The sequence below is a fragment of the Mesorhizobium sp. M0136 genome (genome assembly GCF_040322515.1).
Lineage (GTDB): Bacteria > Pseudomonadota > Alphaproteobacteria > Rhizobiales > Rhizobiaceae > Mesorhizobium.
The window spans coordinates 79,584-102,226 of the sequence record NZ_JAMYTP010000003.1 but is presented as its reverse complement, the minus strand read 5'-3'; the positions used below and the strand labels follow the sequence as shown (position 1 = coordinate 102,226).

General features: G+C 62.8%; 30 protein-coding genes. 9 read left to right on the top strand and 21 right to left on the bottom strand.

What is annotated here, in order from left to right; translation table 11 throughout:
* Positions 1-38 precede the first annotated feature (38 nt).
* From coxB to NKJ35_RS04180, 6 genes are read left to right on the top strand one after another with little or no spacing between them, the layout of a single operon-like run.
* Positions 39-1,013: a cytochrome c oxidase subunit II gene (gene coxB / locus NKJ35_RS04205; protein WP_352645205.1), complete on the top strand. Its 975-nt coding sequence runs from the start codon at positions 39-41 to the stop codon at positions 1,011-1,013.
* Positions 1,010-2,986, top strand: a complete 1,977-nt coding sequence (ctaD, locus tag NKJ35_RS04200; protein ID WP_352645203.1) for a cytochrome c oxidase subunit I — start codon at positions 1,010-1,012, stop codon at positions 2,984-2,986. Before coxB ends, ctaD begins: the two co-directional genes overlap by 4 nt.
* On the top strand, positions 2,983-3,588 hold the full coding sequence (locus NKJ35_RS04195) for a cytochrome c oxidase subunit 3 (RefSeq protein ID WP_352612087.1): 606 nt from the start codon (positions 2,983-2,985) through the stop codon (positions 3,586-3,588). Before ctaD ends, NKJ35_RS04195 begins: the two co-directional genes overlap by 4 nt.
* Position 3,589: 1 nt before the next feature.
* Entirely contained in the window at positions 3,590-3,931 is a 342-nt protein-coding gene (locus tag NKJ35_RS04190) for a hypothetical protein (RefSeq protein ID WP_352612694.1), read from the top strand.
* The gene (locus NKJ35_RS04185; RefSeq protein ID WP_352645201.1) at positions 3,928-4,812 is read left to right on the top strand and encodes a cytochrome c oxidase assembly protein; all 885 of its coding nucleotides are present in this window, start codon (positions 3,928-3,930) and stop codon (positions 4,810-4,812) included. The genes NKJ35_RS04190 and NKJ35_RS04185 overlap by 4 nt, the downstream gene beginning before the upstream one ends.
* Positions 4,793-5,362: a c-type cytochrome gene (locus tag NKJ35_RS04180; RefSeq protein ID WP_352645199.1), complete on the top strand. Its 570-nt coding sequence runs from the start codon at positions 4,793-4,795 to the stop codon at positions 5,360-5,362. Before NKJ35_RS04185 ends, NKJ35_RS04180 begins: the two co-directional genes overlap by 20 nt.
* A gap of 537 nt (positions 5,363-5,899) precedes the next feature.
* Here NKJ35_RS04180 and NKJ35_RS04175 read toward each other — a convergent pair.
* The 9 genes from NKJ35_RS04175 to NKJ35_RS04135 form a co-directional block, all read right to left on the bottom strand.
* Positions 5,900-6,829, bottom strand: coding sequence for a hypothetical protein (locus NKJ35_RS04175; RefSeq protein WP_352645197.1), 930 nt, complete (start codon positions 6,827-6,829; stop codon positions 5,900-5,902).
* Positions 6,826-7,221, bottom strand: a complete 396-nt coding sequence (locus NKJ35_RS04170; RefSeq protein ID WP_352645195.1) for a phage holin family protein — start codon at positions 7,219-7,221, stop codon at positions 6,826-6,828. The genes NKJ35_RS04175 and NKJ35_RS04170 overlap by 4 nt, the downstream gene beginning before the upstream one ends.
* Complete coding sequence (locus NKJ35_RS04165) at positions 7,218-7,946, bottom strand: WXG100 family type VII secretion target (protein ID WP_352645193.1); 729 nt, start codon at positions 7,944-7,946, stop codon at positions 7,218-7,220. Before NKJ35_RS04165 ends, NKJ35_RS04170 begins: the two co-directional genes overlap by 4 nt.
* Before the next feature lie 269 nt (positions 7,947-8,215).
* The gene (locus tag NKJ35_RS04160; RefSeq protein ID WP_352645191.1) at positions 8,216-8,689 is read right to left on the bottom strand and encodes a DUF2269 family protein; all 474 of its coding nucleotides are present in this window, start codon (positions 8,687-8,689) and stop codon (positions 8,216-8,218) included.
* Complete coding sequence (locus NKJ35_RS04155) at positions 8,689-9,975, bottom strand: SDR family oxidoreductase (RefSeq protein ID WP_352645189.1); 1,287 nt, start codon at positions 9,973-9,975, stop codon at positions 8,689-8,691. Before NKJ35_RS04155 ends, NKJ35_RS04160 begins: the two co-directional genes overlap by 1 nt.
* Positions 9,976-10,009: 34 nt before the next feature.
* The gene (locus tag NKJ35_RS04150; RefSeq protein WP_254818835.1) at positions 10,010-10,348 is read right to left on the bottom strand and encodes a hypothetical protein; all 339 of its coding nucleotides are present in this window, start codon (positions 10,346-10,348) and stop codon (positions 10,010-10,012) included.
* Positions 10,348-10,710 (bottom strand): hypothetical protein, encoded by a 363-nt coding sequence (locus NKJ35_RS04145; RefSeq protein ID WP_352475750.1) that lies wholly within the window; start codon positions 10,708-10,710, stop codon positions 10,348-10,350. Before NKJ35_RS04145 ends, NKJ35_RS04150 begins: the two co-directional genes overlap by 1 nt.
* Positions 10,710-11,930 carry an NRAMP family divalent metal transporter gene (locus NKJ35_RS04140; protein ID WP_352506815.1) on the bottom strand — a complete coding sequence of 407 codons (1,221 nt, stop codon included), beginning with the start codon at positions 11,928-11,930 and terminating at the stop codon, positions 10,710-10,712. Before NKJ35_RS04140 ends, NKJ35_RS04145 begins: the two co-directional genes overlap by 1 nt.
* Positions 11,927-12,397 (bottom strand): hypothetical protein, encoded by a 471-nt coding sequence (locus NKJ35_RS04135; RefSeq protein WP_352475751.1) that lies wholly within the window; start codon positions 12,395-12,397, stop codon positions 11,927-11,929. Before NKJ35_RS04135 ends, NKJ35_RS04140 begins: the two co-directional genes overlap by 4 nt.
* A 148-nt stretch (positions 12,398-12,545) precedes the next feature.
* Here NKJ35_RS04135 and NKJ35_RS04130 point away from each other — a divergent pair, with 148 nt between their 5' ends.
* Both NKJ35_RS04130 and NKJ35_RS04125 read left to right on the top strand, forming a co-directional pair.
* The gene (locus NKJ35_RS04130) at positions 12,546-12,758 is read left to right on the top strand and encodes a DUF2934 domain-containing protein (protein WP_254818839.1); all 213 of its coding nucleotides are present in this window, start codon (positions 12,546-12,548) and stop codon (positions 12,756-12,758) included.
* Between the two features lie 149 nt (positions 12,759-12,907).
* Complete coding sequence (locus NKJ35_RS04125) at positions 12,908-13,096, top strand: hypothetical protein (protein ID WP_352645186.1); 189 nt, start codon at positions 12,908-12,910, stop codon at positions 13,094-13,096.
* 59 nt (positions 13,097-13,155) lie between these two features.
* On the opposite strand, the gene NKJ35_RS04120 is transcribed toward NKJ35_RS04125, so the two are convergent.
* The 6 genes from NKJ35_RS04120 to NKJ35_RS04095 form a co-directional block, all read right to left on the bottom strand.
* Positions 13,156-13,926 carry a GntR family transcriptional regulator gene (locus NKJ35_RS04120; protein WP_352645184.1) on the bottom strand — a complete coding sequence of 257 codons (771 nt, stop codon included), beginning with the start codon at positions 13,924-13,926 and terminating at the stop codon, positions 13,156-13,158.
* A gap of 71 nt (positions 13,927-13,997) precedes the next feature.
* Complete coding sequence (locus NKJ35_RS04115; protein WP_352506819.1) at positions 13,998-14,780, bottom strand: SDR family NAD(P)-dependent oxidoreductase; 783 nt, start codon at positions 14,778-14,780, stop codon at positions 13,998-14,000.
* 97 nt (positions 14,781-14,877) lie between these two features.
* Positions 14,878-15,792 (bottom strand): PfkB family carbohydrate kinase, encoded by a 915-nt coding sequence (locus NKJ35_RS04110; RefSeq protein WP_352645182.1) that lies wholly within the window; start codon positions 15,790-15,792, stop codon positions 14,878-14,880.
* Complete coding sequence (gene uxuA / locus NKJ35_RS04105) at positions 15,789-16,985, bottom strand: mannonate dehydratase (RefSeq protein WP_352645180.1); 1,197 nt, start codon at positions 16,983-16,985, stop codon at positions 15,789-15,791. The genes NKJ35_RS04110 and uxuA overlap by 4 nt, the downstream gene beginning before the upstream one ends.
* Positions 16,986-17,135: 150 nt before the next feature.
* Complete coding sequence (locus tag NKJ35_RS04100; RefSeq protein WP_352645178.1) at positions 17,136-17,795, bottom strand: ThuA domain-containing protein; 660 nt, start codon at positions 17,793-17,795, stop codon at positions 17,136-17,138.
* Between the two features lie 11 nt (positions 17,796-17,806).
* Positions 17,807-18,904, bottom strand: coding sequence for a Gfo/Idh/MocA family protein (locus tag NKJ35_RS04095; RefSeq protein WP_352645176.1), 1,098 nt, complete (start codon positions 18,902-18,904; stop codon positions 17,807-17,809).
* A 264-nt stretch (positions 18,905-19,168) separates the two neighbouring features.
* Here NKJ35_RS04095 and NKJ35_RS04090 point away from each other — a divergent pair, with 264 nt between their 5' ends.
* Entirely contained in the window at positions 19,169-20,077 is a 909-nt protein-coding gene (locus NKJ35_RS04090) for a dihydrodipicolinate synthase family protein (protein WP_352645174.1), read from the top strand.
* Here NKJ35_RS04090 and NKJ35_RS04085 read toward each other — a convergent pair whose 3' ends face one another.
* From NKJ35_RS04085 to NKJ35_RS04060, 6 genes are all read right to left on the bottom strand, one after another.
* Positions 20,078-20,458, bottom strand: a complete 381-nt coding sequence (locus tag NKJ35_RS04085; RefSeq protein ID WP_352645172.1) for a DUF1801 domain-containing protein — start codon at positions 20,456-20,458, stop codon at positions 20,078-20,080.
* A 108-nt stretch (positions 20,459-20,566) separates the two neighbouring features.
* Positions 20,567-21,037, bottom strand: a complete 471-nt coding sequence (locus NKJ35_RS04080) for a DUF1801 domain-containing protein (protein WP_352645170.1) — start codon at positions 21,035-21,037, stop codon at positions 20,567-20,569.
* Between the two features lie 4 nt (positions 21,038-21,041).
* Positions 21,042-21,272 carry a hypothetical protein gene (locus NKJ35_RS04075; RefSeq protein ID WP_352645168.1) on the bottom strand — a complete coding sequence of 77 codons (231 nt, stop codon included), beginning with the start codon at positions 21,270-21,272 and terminating at the stop codon, positions 21,042-21,044.
* Positions 21,273-21,358: 86 nt separating this feature from the next.
* A complete protein-coding gene (locus NKJ35_RS04070) occupies positions 21,359-21,751 on the bottom strand; it encodes a VOC family protein (protein ID WP_352645166.1) in 393 nt (130 codons plus the stop codon).
* A 74-nt stretch (positions 21,752-21,825) separates the two neighbouring features.
* Positions 21,826-22,236 (bottom strand): SRPBCC family protein, encoded by a 411-nt coding sequence (locus NKJ35_RS04065; RefSeq protein WP_352506828.1) that lies wholly within the window; start codon positions 22,234-22,236, stop codon positions 21,826-21,828.
* Positions 22,233-22,556, bottom strand: a complete 324-nt coding sequence (locus NKJ35_RS04060; protein WP_254818851.1) for an ArsR/SmtB family transcription factor — start codon at positions 22,554-22,556, stop codon at positions 22,233-22,235. The genes NKJ35_RS04065 and NKJ35_RS04060 overlap by 4 nt, the downstream gene beginning before the upstream one ends.
* Positions 22,557-22,643 lie beyond the last annotated feature (87 nt).

Here is a 22,643-nt window from a genome sequence, read left to right as displayed (position 1 = left end):
ACCGCCTTGTCTGCAGCGTGTGCTGCGGCGCAGCCTGCATGCTGCTCCTTGCAGGATGCAGCGGCTGGCAATCCGCGCTTGACCCAAAAGGCCCGGCCGCGGGCGAGCTTGCATGGCTGATCTGGTTCTTCACAGCACTGTGCACGGTGGTCTGGCTTTTGGTGATGGCCGTGCTGATCCTGCCATTGGCCCGACGCCCCGCGCCGGTCGGCGATCCGCTTGTCCTCGACGCTGCCGCCGAGCGCGGCAAGATGCGAATTGTCGTCGCCGCACTCGCCGCTACCGCCCTGATCCTGGTCGGCCTGACGCTGCTGAGCTACTTCGCTAACCGGACGCTCGCCGCCATCGGCTCGGATGCGGCGCTGACGATCCGGGTGACCGGGCATCAATGGTGGTGGGAGGTGCGCTACGAAAACGATCAGCCGAACCGCATCCTGACGACCGCCAATGAAATCCACATCCCGGCGGGCGAGCCGGTGCGGCTTGTAGTAACCTCGACCGACGTCATCCATTCCTTCTGGGTGCCGAACCTCTCGGGCAAGCTGGACCTCATTCCAGGCCACGAGAACGTTCTCGATCTGAAGGCTGACAAGCCCGGCGTCTATCGCGGCCAGTGCGCCGAGTTCTGCGGCGCGCAGCACGCCAATATGAGCACCTTCATCATCGCCGAACCTCGGCCCGTCTTCGACGCGTGGCTGAACGATCAGCTGCGGCCGGCAGCTGCCCCCTTGTCGACCGAGGCCAAAACCGGCCACGACCTGTTCCTTAAACGGCCATGCGTGATGTGCCACAAGATCGGCGGCACCATCGCCGGCGGTACGGTCGCTCCCGACCTTACACATATCGCAAGCCGGCGGACGCTCGCTGCCGGAACGCTGGCGATGAGCCGCGGCAATCTCGCAGCCTGGATAGCCGATCCGCAAGGGATCAAGCCAGGTGCCCACATGCCCGTGGTGGGACTGAACGGGGACGAGCTGAATGCGATAGTAGCCTATCTCGAGGGCTTGAAATGATCAGCGCCGACCTAGCCCATGGGCGAGACCTCGCCCAGCAACGCGCCGCAGCACAAAAGGGTGACCTGGCTCCCGAGCGCGACGGCCCTCGCGATACCGGCCTCGACGACGCCAGCCTCGAGCGCTGGCTGGCGCGGACATGGCAGACCGTGCCGGGCATCATCGGTGCGCTCTCGAGCGTCGACCACAAAATTGTCGCGCGGCGGTACCTGATCACCGCTTTCGTCTTCCTGTGCCTCGGTGGCCTCAGCGCCGTTGCCATGCGCATCCAACTGTCGGGGCCGGAGCGCGGGCTGATCGGGCCGGACCGCTACAACCAGCTATTTACCATGCATGGCGTGACCATGATGTTCCTGTTTGCAGTGCCAATCGTTCAGGCGACCGGCATCTATCTCGTGCCGCTGATGGTCGGCACCCGCAACATCGCCTTTCCGCGCCTCAATGCATTCAGCTTCTGGATTTATCTCTCCGGTGGCCTCTTCGCCTGGGTGTCGTTTGCACTCGACATGGCGCCCGACGTCGGCTGGTTTTCTTACGTGCCGCTGTCCGGTCCTGAATTCGGGCCAGGCAAACGTTCCGACGTGTGGGCGCAGATGATCACCTATACCGAAGTGTCGTCGTTGGCGGTCGCGGTTGCCACCATCGTCACCGTGCTGAAGCAACGCGCGCCGGGCATGTCGCTGGACAAGATTCCGCTCTATGTCTGGGCGATGCTGGTCACCTCCTTCGTCATCGTGTTCGCCATGCCGGCGGTCATGATCACGTCGACCTTCCTGATCCTCGACCGTCTGGTCGGCACCCATATCTTCAATCCCGCCGAGGGTGGCGACGTACTGCTGTTCCAGCACCTGTTCTGGTTCTTCGGCCACCCCGAAGTCTACATCATTTTCCTGCCGGCCACCGGCATGGTGTCCTCGATCATCGCCGCTTTCGCCCGGCGTCCGGTATTCGGCTATCTGGGCATGGTTCTGTCGCTGATTTCGGTCGGCTTCCTGTCGTTCGGCCTGTGGGTTCACCACATGTTCGCAACTGGCCTGCCCAAGCTCGGCGCGAGCTTCTTCACCGCCTCGAGCATGCTGATCGCCATCCCGAACGGGCTGCAGATCTTCTGCTGGCTGGCGACATTGTGGGACGAACGCCCGATAATGAGGACGCCGCTGCTGTTCGTGTTCGGCTTCTTCTTCACGTTCGTCGCGGGCGGCCTGACCGGCGTGATGCTGGCGTCGGTGCCATTGGACCTGCAAGTACACGACACCTATTTCGTTACCGCGCATTTCCACTACGTGCTGATCGGCGGGTCGGTGTTCCCGCTGCTTGGCGCGACCTATTTCTGGTTCCCCAAGATCACCGGCCGGATGATGAGCGAGCGTCTTGGACGCTGGCACTTCTGGCTTGCCTTCATAGGCTTCAATGCGGCGTTCTTTCCGATGCACATTGTCGGCCTGTGGGGCATGCCGCGCCGGGTCTACACCTATCCGGTGGAGCTCGGCTGGGGCAACATCAACCTGTTCATCACAGCCGGCGCGGTCGTCCTGTTCCTAAGCTTCGTTCTGTTCACCATAAACCTGGTGTACAGCGCCTCGAGGGGCGCCCCGGCCGGGGACAATCCCTGGAATGCGGGCACGCTTGAATGGGCGACAAGCTCCCCGCCGCCGAGCTATAATTTCGCTCGGATTCCGGTGGTTACCCACTCCGAGCCGCTCTGGGCCGAACGTGACACGCTGCCTGTCGCGACCGGGCTTCGCGTCGACGCGCGCGAACTTGTCATTTCGACGGTGGCAGAGGCGCATCCAGATGTGCGCGAGAAGTCGGCGACGCCGTCGATCTGGCCATTGTTCGCCGCGCTCGCCGTCGGCGCCACCTTTCTCTATTCGATCTTCAGCCCGTGGGCGGTGGTCTGGGGAGCCGGGCCAATCGCCATCACTTTGATCGGTTGGTTCTGGCCGAAAGGCGATCCGGAGGATGAGGAATGAAACAGCGTCCTGCCGCCGATCTTTCCAAACTCCCGACCTTCGGGATCGGACCGCGCAGCCCGACCTGGTGGGGCACTCTCGCTTTCATGGCGCTGGAGGGCACCGGCTTCGCGCTCGCCGCAGGCGCCTATCTTTACCTCGCCTATCTGTCGCCCGACTGGCCATTGGGCGTGCCGCCGCCCAACCATTGGCCAGGCACCATCGTCACACTGTTGCTGCTCGCCAGCGTGGTGCCCAATCACATACTGAACCGCTACGCCGAAGCCTGTGCCATGGTGCCCGTGCGCATCGGCCTGATCGTCATGACGCTGCTCGGTATCGCACCGCTTGTCGTGCGGTGGTTCGAATTTCCGGCCCTCAACATCTATTGGGATACCAATGCGTACGGCTCAATGCTGTGGGTCCTGCTCGGCCTCCACACCACACACCTGATCACCGACGTCGGCGACACGCTGGTGCTGACGGTCCTGATGTTCACGCGACATGGCTATAGCGGGCGGCGTTTCGGGGATGTTGGCGACAACGTCTTCTACTGGGATTTCGTGGTCGCGACCTGGATCCCGATCTATCTGTTGATCTATTGGATGCCGAGGCTTGACTGAGATGCGTGCGCTTCGCTTGGGCACATCATGGGGCGGGCTGTTGTCCGGGCCTCTGGCCTGGGCGGTGTCGACGCAGCTGAATTACGCGGTCGTGGAGTGGCAGTGCGCCCACGGCATTCCTGTCATACCGGTCGTTGCGCTGATGCTGACAGTGCTGGCCTTGCTCGGCGGGGCGCTGTCGTGGCGGGCGCGCCAGCAAGGTGGCGCCGCCTTTAAACCGGACCGTGCGCGCGGCACTGAAGATTTCGTCGCCAATATCGGCATTCTCAGCGCGTTGCTGTTTGCGCTGGTAATCGTCATGCAAGGCGCCGCCTCGCTCATTCTCGACGGCTGTCTGCGATGAACTTCGACGCGCTTTTCTCGACCTCGATCTGCTACGGTGCCGGTGCCCCGCAGGCCGGCTGGACGCTGGCGTTGCCGATCACGCTGCCACTAGGCGTGGTCGCACTGCTTTACGCGGCAGGCGCCTTTCGGCTGTGGCGGCGGAGCGCCCGCAGCCGCCCGTTGCGGATGCGGCAAGCCCTGCTGTTCGCGACCGGCTGGGCCATTTTGGCGGCAGCACTGGTCAGTCCGCTCCATGCATTGGGTGAGCGCGTCTTCACCGCCCACATGATCGAGCATGAGCTGTTGATGGCGGTGGCGGCACCGCTGCTGGTCGCCTCCCGTCCGGCGGCGGCGATGATGTGGGCATTGCCGATCAAGCTGCGGCTGGCATTTGGCGCAGCCGGGCAGGCGAAGGTGCTTCGAACCGTTTGGGCCGCCATCAGCCGCCCCGTTGCCGCGACCTTCCTTCACGGCGTCGCGATATGGGCGTGGCACGTTCCGGCGCTGTTCGAGGCGGCGCTTGCACGGGGTGTCCTGCATTATGCGCAACATGCCTGCTTCTTCGGTACTGGGCTGCTGTTCTGGTGGGTGCTGCTGCCGCGTTCAGGCCGCGAACAAGCCTATGGCAGCGCAGTCATGCACCTCTTCTTCACCTCGCTGCATACCGGCCTGCTCGGGGTACTGCTGCTGGTCTCGCCAAGGCTGTGGTATCCGGTAAACGCAGCCGGTGCGAAATTGTGGAACCTTAGTCCGCTCGAGGACCAGCAGCTCGCCGGGCTGGTGATGTGGGTTCCGGCCAGCCTGATCTATGGCGGCGCGGCTTTGCTGCTGGCCGGCCTGTGGATCCGCTCAAGTGGACAGAGAAGATGGGAGACGTCGCATGCGCTCCAAGCTGTCTAAGCTGGTCATTGGTGCCGGGACGGCAATTGCCGTGCTGGCCGCAGCTTGGGCGGCGCTGACGTTGTGGCCGGAGCGGCTCATCAGGGTCGCGCATAAAACGGACAATGCCACCAGCAGCATCGGCGTGCGCGCCACATCGCGCTTCACTCCGTCCGGACCCATCCTCGGCGCCGCGGCAATTGTCGTGCTCGTTGCAGCCCTGGCCGGGATCGCGTTGTACTTCGAGCAAAGCCGTCGAGTGGAGCAGAAGGCCGACAATGCAACCGGCGGTGTTGGCGCCCGCGCCATACCTATCATGATGGCCAATGGCTGTGCTGGATGCCACACGATCGCCGGCGTTCCCGGCGCGCAGGGAATGGTCGGTCCACGCCTCGACGCCAGCTTGGCCACCCGGGTCTATATCGGCGGCGTATTGTCCAACAACCCGCGCAACATGGTCCGTTGGATACGGGCCGCAAGGGAGATCAATCCGCACACAGCAATGCCTTCGACCAGAATTTCCGAGCAGGAGGCGCGGGACGTCGCTGCCTACCTCTACTCGCTGAAATGACATCGTTGCTCGCCTAGTAGAGATCAAACCATGCCAGCGGTCTACCGATGCCGGTTTGCCGGGACCGGCAATCGTCACCGCCTTCGGCTCGATGCCTTAGTTGCCGACGAACCTTTCGGCACCGGCCCGCATCGGTGAGGCTGCCCGCGATCACGTCGGACATCGCCGAGCGCCGCTATGCCCGGTAATCTGCTGTGCGGATTGTTTCGCGGGCATCTCGGATATGAGCTTCTTTGGCGAGTGGGCCGAGTGCAATCTCGACGTCGTCGTCCCAGTCGAATTGAGGGGGGTGGTTGTTTTTTCAGAATTGGACAGTGCTGCTGAGAATTGCGTGCCACGCCGTGGTCAGACACGCCTCATGGAGCCGAAGAACCGAACGTTCAGAGCGAAGAATCGGAACGGACCGGAGCGCCTCGGCTAATGACTTGAGCGCCGCGATCACATTTGTCAGCGGAAGGTTGCGGGCTCCTAGCCGACTTCGATGTTCCAACCGCGAGGCGACCGCGGTCGGAGTCGCCACGAACGACCGCAGCGCAATCACGTCGTTTCGGGAGACTCGTTCGATTTGGGAGCCCCGTCGGTCTCCGGCAAACGATCGCGAATGGCTTCCTCGGTTTTGCTTGCCGTCCTTTTCACGACTTTCTCGACGCGGTCGACCAACGTCTCGGCGTCGCCGCTGGAACCCTGTCGGTCAGCCTCTTCCTTTACAGTCTCATATGCTTCGGCGGCGACCTGCTTGGCTTGCTCGACGCCTTCCTCAAAGACTTCCTCGGCACTGTCACGAAGCTTGTCGCGGTATGGGCCGAGTTGCGCGTCTTCCGCGGCTGTGTGAGGCAGCATCACGCCGATGGCGGTGCCCACGGCAAGGCCCACCGCGGCCATTGCCAGAGGTTCGCGCTGGAACAGGTCCTGCGCCGACTGCCGTACCCGCCCCGATATATCGGTGGCCGCCGAGCCGAACTGCCCGACCGTGCTTCCTAACCTTTCTTTGGCGCCGCTCGCAACGTCTGCCACAGCCTCAGTCGCACCGCCTGCCACGGACGCAACCGAACGGGCGGCATCGGAGAGCATGGAGCCGGCGGAACCTTCGCCCTCGGCACCGTACTCATCGCCGCGTGAGTCCTGCCAGGCCCCGCCCAAGCCCCTCTGGTCAGAGAAGTTTCGGGTGCCGTCAGGTTCCCTGCCGGTCGAATAGGCACCAAGTGCTGAACTGTCTACCGACGTGCCCTTGCCTAGCATCAGCCAGGCCAGGCCCGCGCCGACCAATGTAAGCGGCAACGGATTGTCCCTGACCTGAGTCTTAAGATTGCTGAGCATGGCGGATCCCTCGCCGCTGAACATCCCGGTGAATTCGTCGATCAGCTGACCTGGTGTCATCTTGCTCCGGATCGAGTCTGCCGTGTCCGTTATCTTGGCACGGGCAATGTCGGCATCGCGTTCGAGTTCGGCTGCGGATTTGTCGGTCATCTTATCTGGTCCTTGATCACGCGTGCGTCGCGTTTAAGTTGGTCTTGTGTCCGGTCGGGGGTCAACTCTGAGGGAGCCATGCTTGCCTTGCCGGAGCGCAGGAGTATGACGCCCAGTACTGCCACCACGACGCCGACGAGCAGCGAGGACCATCCGGCTCCCAGGCCGGCGCTCGCCAAGGCAATCACCAGCGCCTGCAAAAGCACCATCAGGGCGGCAAGCAGGCAAATGACGCCTCCCATTACCTCCACGGTGCCGGCGCCGGCCTTGCTTAACTTTTCTGACATTTCAGCCCGCAACAGCCTGCTTTCGGTTTGAAGCAGTGTTGTGACCTGCTGTGCCAGATCGCTGACAAGGGTTGTCAGGCTGCGAGTGTCCTGGTTGTCAGTCATGGGTTTCGCTCCAGGCTTGCATTGGCCCAGTCATCGCCGGACTGATCGGATCCTAACGGGGCTGGTTCAACTGGCTCTGCCGATCGCCATCCCGACTCATTCGAGCTAGGACCCGTCTCGGGCGCCCGGCCTGTTCCCGACTGGCCCGGTGCTCCGGTTTGGGCAGAGGGTGGCGAGCTCTTGATGAACCGCCCCAAAGCCAGGCCTGCCAATACCGAGCCGGCGATCAGCGCCCCCGAGTTTTCGCGGCCGAACGACTGAATTTCGCCAAGCACCTCGTCGAACGGTTTATCCTTCAGGGACGAGGAAAGCCGCTCGAGCCCGCCTGCGGCGTCAAGGGCGAATTTCGAAGCGGTCCGTTGATCATTGTTGGCAAGATGCTCGCTTGCCGCGCGCAAAGCGCCGCTGAAGGCCTTGAGACTGGCGCTCATGTCGCGCTGCGTTCCCTCCGCCTTGGTGAACAATGCTTGCTTTGCTTCCGATGCGTAATCTCCGGCTTTCCTGGTGATCTCGTCACGCGCATCGTGGAGCGCTTCCGTCGCGGTCTGCTTTTCCCGTTGTAGTCTTTCCGAAAGCTCGCTTCTGGCTGTCTCGAAATCGGCCGTCTGACGGCCTTGATCGTCTTTGTCCTGCATGGTGTCTCCTAGTGGAATCCGAGGAAGGAGAGGATCGCAAGCACGACGACGACAAGGCCGATGAGATAAATAACGCTGTTCATGGCGCAATCTCCTCCACTGCGCACCGAACTTGCATGTGCTTCCCGTGTTCCCCTCAGGCGTCATCTTTTTGTAAGCGAAGCCTAACCAGCCTCAAGACGGGATCTTGTCCTGTGCCGATGGGCGTGAGCGCGCGGTTGGAAATGATACGAGACCGGACTCCGGTGCGACTTACAGGTCGAGACGCACGTCCGCTCCGGCAGATATTCGCGGTGCAGGGGCCGGAATTTTCCGCAGTGCTTTGACTGGGCATTATCGCAGTGGGACCTGCCTGCGACCTACCACTCGATCGCTGGCCGCGCGATCATCAGCCAGAAAATCCCGAGCACGGCAGCGAAGGCGGGGAAGCCGAAGGCGAACCACAACCAGAACAGCCGATGGTAGCGCGGCGGCAACGGCGCGCCTGCAGCGGCGGCTTGCGATGCCAGCTTGCGCATCTCCATTTGCATCCAGACGACCGGGAGCCAGAACATTCCGGTGAAGATATAGAGCGCGACCGAAAGTACGATCCAGCCCTCCGACAGCGAGTAGCCTGCCTGCCAGGCGAGCGCGGCTCCAGTCAAAGGTTGCGCGACCACGGCCGTCGCTGTGAAAACGAAGTCGGCGACGACGACGATACGGGCCACCGCCGCAACCGTCGCGGCATTGCCGGTCCTGTGGGCGAGCAGCATGAAGAAAGCGATGCCGGCGCCGGTGCCAAGCAGCACAGATGCGCCGGTGACATGCAGAAATTTCAGCAGGAAATAGAGCATCAGCGCTCCTCCAGCACTGCCAAGGCCACAAAGTGCAGCACCAGGATCGGCAGCACTTTGAGGAACGGCCCAAGCGGGTCGTTCCACAGATCGGGGCTCAGGAAGCTTCCGACGACCAGATAGAAAAGCGAGAGCGCGATGCCGCCATAGAGGCCTTTTCGCGCCGCCGGCCGCCAGGCTATGAGCACGCCGATGGCGATGTCGGCAAGAGCGCCGGCGATCACGATCGGTGCCGATAAGATGCCGGCCCCCGTGCCTTGCATCAGATCGACGCCGCTGCCGTAGCCGGTTGTCAGCGACACAATTCCCGTCATGATCCAGAAGACGGGCAGGACGACGAAGATCGCCGGCTTGATGAAATACAGCCGGGCAAACCATTTCTCCTGCACCGTTGCCGGATTGAGCGCGAGGAAGCCCGCCAGGGTTTGCGGGCGTATGCCGGTCGCGGCGGTCCAGTCCGAGGGATCTCCAACCGCTCCTCGGGCGATCTCCCTGGCCGCGTTGGTGCGCATCGGTGGACGCCAGCCGAACATCGCGGCAAGGTCGCCTAGGCCGTAGAGAAGCCTTGCAACAGGCGCCGGCAAGACAAACCTGGCTGCCGGAGCCCAACCGAGCCATCGGCGATAACTGCCGACGACCTCGTCCATGCTCAGTTGTTCGGGACCGACAAGTTCCAGCACGACGCGAGACGGACTGGCGGGATCGAGAAGGAAAACGACCGTTGAGACCACATCGTCGAGTAGTACCACCTGGAGCCGGCCGGTGCCGGGCATGGACGGCAGCACTGGCAGCGAAGCGAGACCCCGAAACAATGCGCTGGCCCCAAACACCGGCCGGCCGAGCACGACGGACGGGCGCAGGACCACCCAATCCAGATCAAGCGCCATAAGCGCCTGGTCCCCGGCCAGTTTCGTCGCCGAGAACGCCGAAGGCTGCGCCCGATCGACGCCGATCGCCGAGAAGTGGATCACCCGGGCAACCCCTGCCCGCGCACAGGCGAGAAAGAGTGCGACCACCGCATCGCGATGGACTTCGCGCGTCTTTTCACGGGGGCTGTCCTGCAGAACGCCGGCACAATTCACGACGGCGTCGACACCCCTGAGATGCGGTAGCCAGTCTTCGGGCTGCAGCGCCACTGCCATGTCCAGCACCAGCAATTGGCAATTGCCGGCCCGGTTTGCACCGGGGCTGCGGACCAATCCGATTACTTCATGCCCTTCGGAAAGAAGGCGTGCAACGACGGAGGCACCGATCAGGCCGGTGGCGCCGGTAACCAGGACTTTCACTGAACCCCATTCTCCGACGGCGGGAAAGTGTCGTTCATTCCGGTTTATCGCCCTCGATACTGCCCTTCATAGCGGAAAGTTCTTCCATCGTGCACAACAGTCGCGGCTGCGTCGGGTCGGAGATGTCGAGCTTGTCCCAGGGAATGCGGTACATGCTGTCGCGACTGCGCAGTCGAAAGACTTCGAGGACCGCCGTGCCGATAGCCGAAGCGGAAAGACGCTCGAACGCCGCGTAGATGCCGACATGATACTCGGTAACCACGAGGTCGTCGCCATCCGGTTCGGCGCGTATCTCCTCGATATGGCCGATGCTTTTGCCGCGCTGCGAAAGCACATTTCTGCCTGCCAATTGCTCAAGGTTGACGGTGGCCATCATCCGGCTCCCGGGATACGCCTTATGACATGGTCGCGCAGCCAATCCTGCCAGTCGAAAATCGCGGTTTCACGCACGTCGATGTCGAATTCGATGTCGACGCCGATGTCGCGCACCTTGTTCCAGGCGATGCGGTGCGGTTCGGCATGGCGCTTGCCGCCGAGCCTTGCCGCAAGGCGCGCCATCCAGCGCCCGGATCGCTCGCCAAGCCGACGCGCCAGCGTGATCGAGCCGAGCTCAACCGCAACGATTTTGGGTGGCTTGCCCGGCCTGACCTCGGCTACCAGCCCGTCCACCTTGCCGATCTTGACCTGCTCACGGTCAACCACTTGCTTGTCCAGGATATCGCGCAGCAAATCCATCACGTGCCTCCGAATATCTGCAAAGGAATGGTCACGATCGCGAGCACGAAACCGAGCGCAATGATGAAGATGACCGCGGCATTCGCGATCATGCCATTGCGGTGCTCGCCGACATAACGCTCGTCATTCAGCAGGAAAAGGAACGGCACCACGGTCAGCGGCAGGCTGGCGGCCGTCAGCGCCATGGAAAAGATGGTTAGCTTCAGCGGATCGAGACCCAGGGCGATCGGAATGGCGGCGAGAAACAGCGAGACCGTGTAGACGGTGCTGAAGCCGGGATCGTCGCGCGGTTTCAGGTCCTCGCCCCAGGTCCAGCCGAAACCCTGCGCCACTAAGTACGCTTGCTGCAGCCCGATTTCGAGCGCAGCGCCGAAGCAGGCTATGCCTAGTGAAGCAACGAACAGGACGAATCCCCAGAAACCGAAGATCTGGATCAGCATCAGCGGCAATTGATGGTAGTCGTCGACCTGCTCTATGCCGTGCGCTGCCAGCACGAGCGCCGCCACGATCAGCACGCCGATCGAGATTGTGCCGCCGAAACTCATTCCCAATCCGGCAATGGCCCGATTGGTCCCGAGATAGCTCTTGTCCCACTGGTCCTCGATGGCTCCCGACGAATAGAACATGAACAGGTAGGGCGAGACCGACGCACCAAGAATACTGACCGCCATGAACCAGTAATTGGCCGCGTCGTGCTCGGGCAGAGTGGGGACGGCACCGGCCGCGACCTGCCCCCAATCGGGCTTCAGCATGACGGCGCCAACCACGAAGCACAACGTGACCAGGCCGAGGATCGAGACGCCCTTTTCAATGAAGCCGAACGTGCCTTTCCAGAGGAACAGCCATGCCAGAAAAGCGACCGGCAGGGCCCACCACTGAAAGCCGATGCCGGTGGCGAGCTCGAGCGCAATGGCGACACCGCCGATCTCAGCTGCCATGACCATGAAGTTGACCAGCAAAGTCGCAAGCAACGGCCACAGAAAGGCGGTGAAGCCAAACCGTTCCCGGATCCCGTCGGCGATGGTGTGATGGCTGACAGCGGCGAAGCGGCCGGCCATCTCGACCAGGAAGATGATGCAGATCGTGCCCAGGAGGACGGCCCAGATTAGCTGGAACCTGAACGCTGCACCCGCCTGTGCGGCGGTTGCCATCGATCCGACCTCGAGAAAGCCACCGACGCTGGTGACGATGCCCAGCGATATTTCGAGCAGCTTCTTCATGGTTTCGGCGCGAAATGTTTGGCGTAGGATGCATTCAGGGCGGCGGTGGCAGCCTGGATATCCTGCTGCGCCTGTTCCGCCTCCGATCGGTTGCCGTCCTGCACCGCCGTCGCGGCGCGTGTCACCGCCGCCGACAGCTGTCCGATTACCGCCGTCAGACCGGCTTGCTCGCTGGGCTCAGGCGACTTGGCGGACTGGATTTGCGCACCGGCATCGACGAGCGCCTTGCCGACCGATTGCAACGTGCGCGACGTATATGTCGAAGGGGCTGCCCCGGCGGCCCAGGCACCCAGGACCAGCGATGCGGTCTGTGCGGCCGAAGCCGCGGTTTTCGACTGCTGCTCGATCTGGTCGGAAGGCGAGCATGCCGTCAGCACAAACGTTGTCAGCAGCAGGCACAGCCGGTCTGGTCGAAGACCGATAGCTGCAATGGCATCTACAATACGTGCTTGTAGCGTTGCTGCCACACGATTGTTCTCCCCGGCACCAGGCGACTTCGGCGTGCAATTTCATCTAGGGCGCCCGGTGGTCACGTCAACTGAACCGTCGGGAACTGCCTGGCAACGCGGAACAAACCTTCGATCGCCGGATTAGGGATATCAGGAGGCAAAGGTCATGGACAAGGAAGAGCGTATCAGGCAGCGGGCCCATGAGATATGGGAGCGCGAAGGCCGTCCGCAAGGACGCGAGCGCGAGCATTGGGACCAGGCCGTGCAGGAGATCGAAGCTGAGGGCTCCGAAGCCGAACGCGGTCCGGTCGTGCCCGATCCAACAGTTGAGACCGGCTCCGATCCCGAGGTGCGCGGCAGCAAGCGGCGGGGGAAGTGAGCCCCAATGCCTCGTCTCGTCGCCTGGATCGTGGTCGTACTGGTCGTGCTCTTCGCCGCATGGCTGATGCTTGGGCGCGACAGGACCAGCACTGGTGGCGAAACTCAGCCCTCGCCACATGCAATAGACCAGAATGGATAGGAGCTGACATGACGGCTAGGGAAAGCCATCCCGAACAGGACCCTGCGGAAGGATCGCGATCGACGATAGAAAAGCAGCTCCGCAAGGAGCAAGGCGGCGAGGCGCAAAATCGTGAAGCCAAGCCAACTTCCGACAAATCCGGCAGCAAGGCCAAGTTGCCTCCGGAAGCGCCGAAGAAAGGCTCAGGCCTGGCCTGAGCGGCTGGTTTCACGTTTCCACGTCGTCATTCCTCCTCGCTCCGTCGCGCGAGTGGTTGTCATTCGGGCAGATCGCCGGCAGCCGGTTCTGTCCTCTTTCCAGTCGAGCCCGGTGCCTTGAAATAATGGGGATAGCGTTCCCGGACGATTGCGAGCACCTCGAAGATGCGGCGAAGATGCGTTCGCATCGCCTCTTCCGCCGCAAATGCGTCGGCCTGCTCGAGCGCATCGACGATCCGCCGATGTTGGCCGAGAACCACCGACATGCTGTCGAGGCGCGGGAAAGACAAGAAGCGGAAGCGGTCCATGTGCAGCTTCGCCGCGCTGATGTCGGCCCAGATTCCGGGGAAGCCGGCATGGCTGGCGATGTGCTGGTGGAACAGCTCGTCCGACTTGAAGAAGCGCCTGTCGTCCGAAATGGAGGCGAACGTCTCCTGGACCGCCAGTTCGCCTTTGAGCATGGCGAGCAGTTCGGCGCGGCGCGGGCTCTCGACCGCACGTTTGACCAGGCCGACTTCGAGCGATTCGCGCAGGAACTGCGATTTCTCGAGATCGGCGATCCGCAGCGGCGCCACCATGCTGCCGCGCTGCGGATAGATGTCGATCAGGCCAAGTCCGGCCAGCCGGGCGAGCGCCTCCCTGACCGGCGTGCGGCTCACGCCGAGGGCTTCCGACATCGCCTTTTCGGAAATCAGCTCGTGCGGCTTCAGGCGGAAGGTCAGGATCTGGTCGAGCAGGACCTCGAACGTCCTCGCCGCGACTGAAGCGCCGGGGCCGGTTTCGCCAAGCCGCCCCTCGGTGATGGTCCGCATTCCCAAAAGCCCTGCCATCGGCAATTCCCTTAAAGGCTCGGCAGCTTCAAGCCGTTCATGAAATGGCTGCGCAAGCAGCAGCGCCGATGTTATTCCTTACGCGGAGAACCGCCGATGCGCGCCAGCAGGCCGCCATCGACGCGCACGACTTCGCCGGTGACGAAGGAGGCATCGTCGGACAGCAGGAAGGCAACGACGGCCGCAATCTCTTGCGGCTGGGCGGTGCGGCCGAGCGGATGCATGTTGTCAAGGATGCGCATGATCTCGTCGGGCTTATCGTTCAGCTTGACCGCATCCCGCAGCATCGGCGTGTCGACCGCGCCCGGAGCCACGGCATTGACGCGCACACCGAGCGGCGCATAGTCGACGGCCATGGATTTGACCAGCCCGATCAAGCCGTGCTTGGCCGTGCTGTAGGCCAGAACCCCTTCCTGGCTGGCCAGGCCTTGCACCGAGCTCATATGGACGATGGCGCCGCGGCTTTGCCGCAGCAGCGGCATCGCCGCGCGGGAGAGCAGATAGGCAGCCTTGAGGTTGACGTTCATCACCTCGTCCCAAAGCGCCTCGTCCGTGGTCTCCACCGTTCCGTAACGCTGGATGCCGGCATTGTGGGAAAGCATGTCGAGCCCGCCGAACGCGGACCGGGCAAGCTCGACGGCGCGGCCGCAGGCTTCAGTGTCGGCGGTCGAGCCGAGCACGGTGTGCACGGTCACGCCGCGCGCCGCAAGCTGCGCCGCGACCTCGTCCAGCTGATCGCCCACACGGTCGAAGAGGATCAGGTCGACACCTTGCTGGGCCAGCCTTTCGGCGACAGCACGGCCGATGCCCATGGCCGCCCCCGTGACCAGTGCGCGTTTTTTGAACTCAGCCATTTCTCCTCCCACGAACAGTTGCAGCGGCTGCCATGGTAGTCGGTCAGCGACGCATGGCGTACCCTTTTCGCCGAGCGGGCCCGAGCGTATTTCGGCGTCATGTCGATCCTTGCATGAAGGCCAGTGTTTCCGCGCGCGTCGGCGCGCCGAGCCGTCCGCCAAAACGCAGGCACTTCAGCGCGGCAGCGGCGCTGGCCACTGCTATCGCCCGCTCTTCGTCCCAACCTTCGGCCAGGCCGACAGCGAAGGTGCCGTGAAACACGTCGCCCGCCGCCAGCGTGTCGACGGCTTCGACTCGCGGCGACGGCAGATGACGGACATCATTGCTGCTCGGGTGCTGGAACGCGGTGCCGTTCGCCCCATCGGTGATCGCGACGAAGGCGCCGGTCCGTTCGCCCAGAATAGCGACGGCGGAACCGGCGGAAACCTCTGGACCGCAAAGGATACGCGCCGCGGGCAGCGAAGCAATGACATGCGAGGCGAGCGGCAGCAATCGGTCGAGCACCGGTCGCGACGCAATATCGGCGTCGAGGATCGCCGGAATGCCGCATTCGCGGGCCTTCGCCAGCGGCATCGCGGCGGCTCCGGGCCAACGAACGTCGACCAGGACGGCGTCGAAGCGGGAAAAATCCACGGGCGGAAGACGGTCCGGATCGGCTTGCGTGACGGCATCGTAGAAGGGCACGATCATGCGCTCGCCGGCGGCATCGACCAGGATCGTGGCAATGGCCGAGCGGCCACCTTCAACCCTGCGCACCAACGAACAGTCGACCCGCTCCGCCTCCATCTGCGCGATGACATCGCGGCCGACGGTATCGTTGCCGACGCTTGCCCATAGCCAGACCTGCCCGCCCTGGCGGCTTGCCGACGCGGCGGCACTTGCCGCCATGCCGGCGGCGATCTGCACGGCCTCGCTCGGCAGGAACTTGCCGGCGCCGGACGGCAGGACATCGAGGCGCAAGATCGTGTCGTAGGTGAGCGCGCCGACGCAGAGCAGGCGGGGCGCCCTCATTGCAGCCCATAACCGCGCTGATGGGCAATCGCCGTCATTACGCCTCTCAGTTCGGCAAGGCCGCGAAGACGGCCGATCACGGGGTAGCCGGGATGGGTGTGCCGCGTGGCGTCATCGATCAGCTCGTGGCCGTGATCCGGGCGAAACGGCAGCAGCGCCGGTTCCCCGGCATCGCGGCGGCGTTGCTGCTCGTCGAGCAAGACCGAGACCACCGAAACCATGTCGACATCCCCGTTCAGATGCTCGGACTCCATGAATGACCCGTCCGGATCCTTGCTGACGTTGCGCAGGTGCACGAAGTTGATCTTATGCGCAAAGCGCCTGGCGATGGCGGGCACGTCATTGGCCGGATTGGCGCCCAGCGACCCCGTGCACAAGGTAAGGCCGCTATGGGCCGACGGCACCGCGTCCAGGATAAACGCGATGTCGTCGGCGTTCTTGACGATCCGGCACAGGCCGACGAGATCGCGCGGCGGATCGTCCGGGTGGATCGCCAACGTGACGCCCGCCTCTTCGGCCGCCGGCAGCACGTGTTCGAGAAAACGGACGAGATTCTCGCGCAGCCGGTCGTGAGACAGGCTCGACTGCTCGGCCACAACTTCGCGCAATTCCGCTATGTCATAGCGCTTGAAGGCGCCCGGCAGGCCGGCCATGATGTTGGCAAGCAGACGCTCTTTTGACGCATCCGGCGTCGCCTCGAACCATTCGCTTGCCCGCTGGAGAACATCGGACGCATAGTCGCGCTCAGATCCCTTGCGCTGCAGCATGTAACAATCGAACGCGGCAAGCTCGTGCATGTTCATGCGGAGCGCCCGTCCGCCGCCCGGCAGCGGCGCAGCCAGGTCGGTCCGGGTCCAGTCGAGGATCAGCATGAAGTTGTAGCAGACCGTGCGCACACCGCAGGCGCCGAGATTGCGTAAGGTCTGCCTGAAATTGTCGTAGAGCCGGTCGAGATCGCCGCGGCCGAGCTTGATGTCCTCGTGCACGGGCACGCTCTCGACGACGCTCCATTTGAGGCCCATCGCCTGATCCGCCTCGATAAGCGCCTGGCGCTGCCTGATGGCGTGGATCGGCCAGACTTCGCCGTAAGGAATGTCGTGCAATGCCGTCACGATGCCGGTCGCGCCGGCCTGCCTGGCATGGGCAAGCGTTGCCGCGTCGCTCGGGCCAAACCATCGCCACGTCTGCTCCATTCGACCTCCAGCTACGGCTCCCCGACGAGACTGCTGTCTATTGGATGCTACCATGGCAGTCAATTGCTTGCCGCAGCCCAGTGCTGTGTCCGCGTTCGGGCGGCCGCCCTATGAGAGATTACAACGATACGTGGCGTTCAGATTGAACGGCTACGCAAGATCCGGGTTTCGGCTGGCCCAAAGCATGCCGCGCTCGAACATCGTACGCATTTGCGGCACTGCGAACTCGTCGGCGGTGTGGCCGAGTGCGCTGTAGAAGACGCGGCCCTTGCCGTAGCGGCGCTTCCAGACAACCGGCATGACGACGCCGGCGATGAAATCGAGATGCTCGCCGGTGAAAGTAGTCGTCGCCAGCACCTCGTTGCTCGGATCGACATGCATGTAATACTGCTCTGAACGGTACGCGAAGCCGTCGATGCCCTGCATGACCGGATCGTCTGGCATGGTGATATCGACGTGATAGTCGATGATGTTGCCGGGATGGGCGACCCACTGGCCGCCGGTCATGAACTGGTATTCCGGCTCGTTGCGGAAGCTGTCGCACATCGTGCCGTGAAAGCCCGCAAGGCCGGTGCCGGCCCCGACGGCGTTGGTCAGGTTTTGCAGTTCCGGCTTTTCGATCGTCGACATGGTGATCACCGGGACAATGAGATCGAGCTTGCCCAGTTGCGGATCGGCAAGCGCCGAAGTCCCCTGCTCCAGCTGCACGTCGAAGCCGTTGCCGGCCAGCATCTCCTTGACGATGTGGGCGCTACGGGCCGGCGTGTGGCCTTCCCAGCCGCCCCAGAAAATCAGTGCCGTCTTGCTCATCGTGTCATCCCCTATTCCAGAATTCCGAAAGGCAGATCGGCGTGCATTGGCGCCGGCCGCGCGCAGCCATATCTCAGGTCGATACGCCGCCCTGTCTCTGCTGAAGAGATGATCGATTCCATGATTTCCAGGACATGGAGGGAAAGATCGAGGCTGGCGCGGTGTTGCCTGCCTGAGACGATCGCCTGCGCCATGTCGGCGAGGCCGAGGCCCCGGTAATTGCCGTCGCCATAGGAATGGATCTGATCGGCCACCGTCCAGTCGCCCTTGCGCTGGCTGGTCCTGATGTCGCCCTGGAACTGATTGGGATCGGAGACGATCATCGAGCCGGTGGTCCCGTAAAGTTCGATGTGATTGTGTTCATGCTTCCAGACGTCGAAGCTGGTGGTGATCGAAACCGCCGCGCCGTTCTCGAATGCGAGCAGGCCGGAAATATGGGTCGGCACCTCGACCCGGATGGTTTCGCCCTGGCGCGTTCCGGAACCGATGGTGCGGGTGGGATAGGATGACTTCGCCTGTCCGGTCACGGATTTTACCGGACCCAGGAGATTGACCAGGCAGGTCAGATAGTACGGTCCCATGTCGAGCATTGGCCCACCGCCGGGCTGATAGTAGAAATCCGGATTGGGATGCCAGAGCTCGTGGCCGGGCACCTGCATGAAGGCAGAGCCGGAGACAATGGTCCCAACCGTATCCTCATCGACCAGCCGCCGCGCCGTCTGGTGGGAGCCGCCAAGAAAGGTGTCGGGTGCGCAGCCGACACGCACGCCCTTTTCGCGCGCGGCCGCGACGAGCCGCTCGGCGTCGCTGAGCGTCGTTGCCAGCGGCTTCTCGGAATAGACGTGCTTGCCTTGCCCGACAGCCTGCAGGCCGACCGGCACATGATGCTGCGGCGTCGTCAGATTGAGCACGATCTCGACGCGCGGATCGGCCAACAGCGCGTCGACCGGCATCGCAGCCAGGCCGTAGGCCGCTGCCTTGGCTTCGGCTGCCGCCCGGTTGATGTCGGCGACGCCGATAATGTCGAGCACCGGGAATTGCGGCGATGCCTTCAGATAGGCATCCGAAATGTTGCCGCAGCCGATAATGCCGACACCGATCCTCCGCATGGGCTTCTCCTCAAAAGGCGGCATTGATGAAACAGCAGAACTCGTTTGTCACCCCCCTTTCGGCCGGACGCGGTTGTCCCGTGACAAGTGCTTACCTCGAGAGCCTCAGAACCGCCGCCCGATCACAATCGCGCGCTTATGCGCGAGCCGCTTGCTTTCGAGGTCGAACGGCCGGTACTCAGCAACACTGCTTCCTGTAGCTTGCTCGACATTTTGATGCCGGCTTTGAGCACAGCACAGATTTTCACCCGTAGAAGGACGCACATGATCCGCCCACAAGGAACCATCGCACCGATCCTGACGCCGTTCGAAAACGACGGCTGCATTGCCCGCGACCTCTGGATATCACACGCCAAGTGGGTGCTGGATCAGGGAGCGCATTTCCTGTCGCCGTTCGGCACCACGGGCGAGGCGTTGTCCGTCTCGTTGCGCGAGCGCATGCAGGCGCTGGAGTGGCTGGTCGAGGCCGGCATTTCGCCAAGCCGGCTTATGCCCGGCACCGGTGTCACAGCACTTGCCGAGACTGTCGAGCTGACCGCGCATGCCGTCGGGCTCGGCTGTGCCGGGGTGATGGTGCTGCCGTCGTTCTTCTATACGGCCGCCGGTGACAACGGACAGGCCCGCTACTATGGCGAGCTGATCGAACGGGTGGCGAACCCGGCGATGAGGATGATCCTCTACCACATCCCGCAAAATTCCGGCGTAGCGGTGAGCCCGGCGCTGACCGCCCGATTGAGCGAAGCGTTTCCCGATGTCGTGGTGGCTTACAAGGACAGCGCCGGCGACTGGAACAACACCGCGGCGGTCATTGCGGCAGCCCCAAGGGTCGCGGTGTTCCCGAGTTCGGAAGCACAGCTGACGAAAGGCCTCGCCAACGGTGCTGCCGGCTGCATCTCGGCGACAGTCAATCTGAATGCCGCAGCGATCCGGGCCCTCTACGACGCAGTGCTGGCGGGAGAGGACACTACCGACGCGGATGCCGCCATCAGGGCGTTCCGCAAAATCATCCAGGACGCTGGCCTCATCACTGCGATGAAGGCAGTGCTGGCGGTACGGTCCGGCGACAGACGCTGGCTGAACCTGCGCGCACCGCATGAGAACGCGACGCAAGCCACCGGCGAAGCCTTGCTCGCCGCTCTCGGCCCGCTAGCCGACCATATCGGCCGGAGCTGACTATCGGGCCGTGTTCAGGGCGGCAGCAGCGCGTATCAGCGCCTTGAACGCATTCTCATCTATGTCTTCGCCCTCACGGATATCGATGGCGCGCCTGGTGTTGCCGTCGAGGCTGGAGTTGAACAGGCCGGAAGGATCCTGCAGCGAGGCGCCCTTTGCGAAGGTCACTTTCACGACGTTCTTGTAGGTCTCGCCAGTGCAGATTATTCCGGCGTGCGACCACACCGGAACGCCTCGCCACTTCCACTCCTCGACCACTTCCGGGTCGGCCTGCTTGATGAGGGCGCGGACATGGGAAAGCGTCTTGCCTCGCCAATCGCCCAGCTCGCTGATCCTCGCATCGATCAGCTGAGCGGGAGAGTTGCCTGCATTTCTTTCCATCGAGTCACTCTTCATCATCATTGTCGCTTTCCCTTGGTTGTTGCCGCTCGCCCGTCACATGAATACCGCTAGTCGGCACCGGATTTGCCGGGATGACTGGCATTCCACTCACATTCGCTCGCCTGGCAATTGGCTGGCTTGCTTTATCCAGTCGGCGAGTTGAGCTTCGTCGAGCAGGTCGTCCTCGTAGATATCGAGGTAGCGCACGTCCTTGTGCTTGGACTCACCGGGTGGGACGGGACGCAGCGACGCGCCGCGGAAGAAAGCCAGCTTGATGTACTTTGTGAAGCAATGGAAGTTGAGGAACCACCCCTGACCCTCTACGCCATAGAAGGGCGAGTTCCATTTGACGGCCTTGCGCACGTCAGGGACGTTGCGCACGATGAGCGCGTCGAGGCGACGCCCGACGTCGCGTTTCCAGCCCGGCATGGCCGCGATGTAGGCCTGCACAGGAGCGTCACCATCACCCTTCGTGATCTGCGGGTTGCCGCCTGCGAGGAGGACCGGCTTGGCGGCTGCAGGCTTGGCGGCGGACTTCTTCGCGACCGCCGATGACTTGATGGACGTCTTGTTGGCCATGCATTCACTCCAATGCGCCGGTGCCCCCCGCGCTGCGCCGCTTGGGCGCGTAAGGCAGAACGAACATGTACAGTCCGGTAAGCAGGAGCAAGCCGAGTGGAAACAGCGGCAACAGGTATACCCAGTAGGAGGGTTCCTTGCCTACTCCCAGGCTGATGAAGATGGCGGCGACGACCGCCGCAAAGATGATCGACAGCCAGCGGTGGATCTGCCGAACCCATTTGTTCCAATCCATTGAGACCTCCTCTGAAGACGAACCGAGCGGATCGGGCGGCCCGTTTGGCGGCTCCCGCCGGGCAGCCACGCCACTGAATGCGTGCCTTACCAGCGCGCCAGCTGTGTTATTTGAATGAGATTGCCGCAGTTGTCGTTCAGCTGGGCTATGATCGAGCCGGTTACTTCGGTCGGCAGCATGGTGAACTTGGCGCCGCGCGCTTTGATGCGCTCGTAGTCCCCCTTGACGTTATCGGTGAAGAACATGACCGCGGGCTGGCCCTGCTGGAAAATAGCTTGCTGGTAGGTCTTTGCAGCGGGGTTGTCATTGAGCGCGAGTTGCAGCTCGGCACCGTCCGGCTCGTCGGGTGATGCGACGGTCAGCCAGCGAAACGGCCCATTGCTGAAATCGGCCTTCTTGGTAAAGCCGAGCGTTTCGGTGTAGAAACCCAGAGCCTTTTCCTGGTCATCCACGTATACTTTGGTCAACTTGATCTTCATTGGCTTGCCTCCATTATCGTTCCGCCATCTGCCGCCCTGTAACAGAGCCCTTGCTTGAATAGCGCAGGCGGATCTCAGTCCGTTCGCGCAAGAACCTGCTCCAGATCGTCAAAGAACCTCGGCCAGCCGACTTTGGCACCCCGGAAGTAAGGCTGCTGATCCGGCCGGAAGCCCGACTGTTCCATACGCAAGCGGGCGCCGATGCTCGTGGGGGTAATCGTCCAGGAGACGACACTCTTGAGATCCTTGGTATCCCACGTGTAAGTCAGCGTTCTGTTAGGCTCGACCGTCTGGACCTGACATTCGACAGAGCCCCAGGCCGCGTGAAGGTTGAAACGGTGGTCCGCGACAGGTTTGAAGTCGTTTTTCATAAGCCACTCCTCGATCAAGTGTGGTTGCGTGAGCGCGCGCCAGATCTTCTCGGGCGGATAAGCGATTTCCCGTTCGACAATGACGGAGAGCGTTTCGGTCGCTATTTCGTTCACTGGTCCATCCTTTTGAGCAGGTCCTCGAGGTCGTCGAACCGGCTCTGCCAGAATCCGGTCATCTGGCTTGTCCAGTCGATCAGGGGAGCAAGCGCGGCGAGCTGCGCGCTATAATGGGTCTGCCGTCCCGCATGGCGGTCGCGCACCAGCCCCGCCTGCCGCAAAATCCCGAGATGTTTCGACACGGCCGGTTGCGAGATCCCGGCCTGAGCCGTCAGAGCGCCGACTGTCTGCTCTCCCTCGCGACACAGTCGCTCAAAAATAGCGCGCCGAGTCGGATCGGCAAGCGTTCTAAAAAGCACATCGTGAGCGTTTGGCATTGGGATAGATAACCCTTCGGCTATTGATCGATGCATAACCACCGGGATATGTGTGAGTCAAGCGGGAAGCGGCATAATTCTCGTTGC

Coding starts and splice junctions, on each gene's coding strand:
- ctaD (WP_352645203.1), top strand. CDS start 1,010: ATGATCAGCGCCGACCTAGCCCATGGGCGAGACCTCGCCCAGCAACGC.
- NKJ35_RS04120 (WP_352645184.1), bottom strand. CDS start 13,926: ATGGCAGGGCTTTTGGGAATGCGGACCATCACCGAGGGGCGGCTTGGC.
- NKJ35_RS04100 (WP_352645178.1), bottom strand. CDS start 17,795: ATGAGCAAGACGGCACTGATTTTCTGGGGCGGCTGGGAAGGCCACACG.
- NKJ35_RS04070 (WP_352645166.1), bottom strand. CDS start 21,751: ATGAAGATCAAGTTGACCAAAGTATACGTGGATGACCAGGAAAAGGCT.
- NKJ35_RS04180 (WP_352645199.1), top strand. CDS start 4,793: ATGCGCTCCAAGCTGTCTAAGCTGGTCATTGGTGCCGGGACGGCAATT.
- uxuA (WP_352645180.1), bottom strand. CDS start 16,985: ATGGAGCAGACGTGGCGATGGTTTGGCCCGAGCGACGCGGCAACGCTT.
- NKJ35_RS04095 (WP_352645176.1), bottom strand. CDS start 18,904: ATGCGGAGGATCGGTGTCGGCATTATCGGCTGCGGCAACATTTCGGAT.
- NKJ35_RS04145 (WP_352475750.1), bottom strand. CDS start 10,710: ATGGATTTGCTGCGCGATATCCTGGACAAGCAAGTGGTTGACCGTGAG.
- coxB (WP_352645205.1), top strand. CDS start 39: ATGCTGCTCCTTGCAGGATGCAGCGGCTGGCAATCCGCGCTTGACCCA.
- NKJ35_RS04190 (WP_352612694.1), top strand. CDS start 3,590: ATGCGTGCGCTTCGCTTGGGCACATCATGGGGCGGGCTGTTGTCCGGG.
- NKJ35_RS04130 (WP_254818839.1), top strand. CDS start 12,546: ATGGACAAGGAAGAGCGTATCAGGCAGCGGGCCCATGAGATATGGGAG.
- NKJ35_RS04115 (WP_352506819.1), bottom strand. CDS start 14,780: ATGGCTGAGTTCAAAAAACGCGCACTGGTCACGGGGGCGGCCATGGGC.
- NKJ35_RS04150 (WP_254818835.1), bottom strand. CDS start 10,348: ATGGCCACCGTCAACCTTGAGCAATTGGCAGGCAGAAATGTGCTTTCG.
- NKJ35_RS04110 (WP_352645182.1), bottom strand. CDS start 15,792: ATGAGGGCGCCCCGCCTGCTCTGCGTCGGCGCGCTCACCTACGACACG.
- NKJ35_RS04170 (WP_352645195.1), bottom strand. CDS start 7,221: ATGACTGACAACCAGGACACTCGCAGCCTGACAACCCTTGTCAGCGAT.
- NKJ35_RS04160 (WP_352645191.1), bottom strand. CDS start 8,689: ATGCTCTATTTCCTGCTGAAATTTCTGCATGTCACCGGCGCATCTGTG.
- NKJ35_RS04140 (WP_352506815.1), bottom strand. CDS start 11,930: ATGAAGAAGCTGCTCGAAATATCGCTGGGCATCGTCACCAGCGTCGGT.
- NKJ35_RS04085 (WP_352645172.1), bottom strand. CDS start 20,458: ATGGAAAGAAATGCAGGCAACTCTCCCGCTCAGCTGATCGATGCGAGG.
- NKJ35_RS04125 (WP_352645186.1), top strand. CDS start 12,908: ATGACGGCTAGGGAAAGCCATCCCGAACAGGACCCTGCGGAAGGATCG.
- NKJ35_RS04090 (WP_352645174.1), top strand. CDS start 19,169: ATGATCCGCCCACAAGGAACCATCGCACCGATCCTGACGCCGTTCGAA.
- NKJ35_RS04185 (WP_352645201.1), top strand. CDS start 3,928: ATGAACTTCGACGCGCTTTTCTCGACCTCGATCTGCTACGGTGCCGGT.
- NKJ35_RS04080 (WP_352645170.1), bottom strand. CDS start 21,037: ATGGCCAACAAGACGTCCATCAAGTCATCGGCGGTCGCGAAGAAGTCC.
- NKJ35_RS04060 (WP_254818851.1), bottom strand. CDS start 22,556: ATGCCAAACGCTCACGATGTGCTTTTTAGAACGCTTGCCGATCCGACT.
- NKJ35_RS04075 (WP_352645168.1), bottom strand. CDS start 21,272: ATGGATTGGAACAAATGGGTTCGGCAGATCCACCGCTGGCTGTCGATC.
- NKJ35_RS04175 (WP_352645197.1), bottom strand. CDS start 6,829: ATGACCGACAAATCCGCAGCCGAACTCGAACGCGATGCCGACATTGCC.
- NKJ35_RS04195 (WP_352612087.1), top strand. CDS start 2,983: ATGAAACAGCGTCCTGCCGCCGATCTTTCCAAACTCCCGACCTTCGGG.